The 527-nt window shown below is 49.7% G+C and carries 1 protein-coding gene; it reads right to left on the minus strand.

Annotation, left to right across the window (positions count from 1 at the left end; all coding sequences use genetic code 11):
- On the minus strand, positions 1-527 hold a 527-nt coding region (locus AC04NP_RS30635), incomplete at both ends, for a phosphopantetheine-binding protein (RefSeq protein ID WP_482863942.1).

The raw sequence follows: 527 nt of genomic DNA on the forward strand, positions 1-527 counted from the left end.
GGAACCTGATCCATGATCGTTTCCAATTCATGCTGTTTTAGATCTACCAAGGTGACCATGGATGGGGTGATATAGGCACAGCCCGCTTCAATACCGTTCTCCGGTACCTGGTAACCACTATCCACCGAGGATAATTTGGTGCTCAGTAAAGCAATGCTCGGGTCTGCATAGAACTCCCGGATGTTGACCGTATACCCCAGTTTCTGTAACCGTGCAATCAAACGGATGGCCAATAAACTCTGACCGCCCAGTTCAAAGAAATTATCATAAACGCCCACCTTGTCAACACCCAACAAGTCCTGCCATATCTCCGCCAATTGTACCTCGGTCTCCGTTCGTGGGGCGACATACGCTTTGCTGGACAAGCCCGAACTGTCCGGTTCCGGCAATGACTTTCTGTCAATCTTGCCATTATTGGTCAAGGGCATCTCCTCGAGTTTTACCCATAACTGAGGCGCCATATACTCCGGCAAGCTTTGCTGTAATGCTGACTGCAAGGCTTTCTTGTCCAGATCACCCTCCATGAC

The sequence above is a fragment of the Agaribacillus sp. DX54 genome (assembly GCF_056858335.1).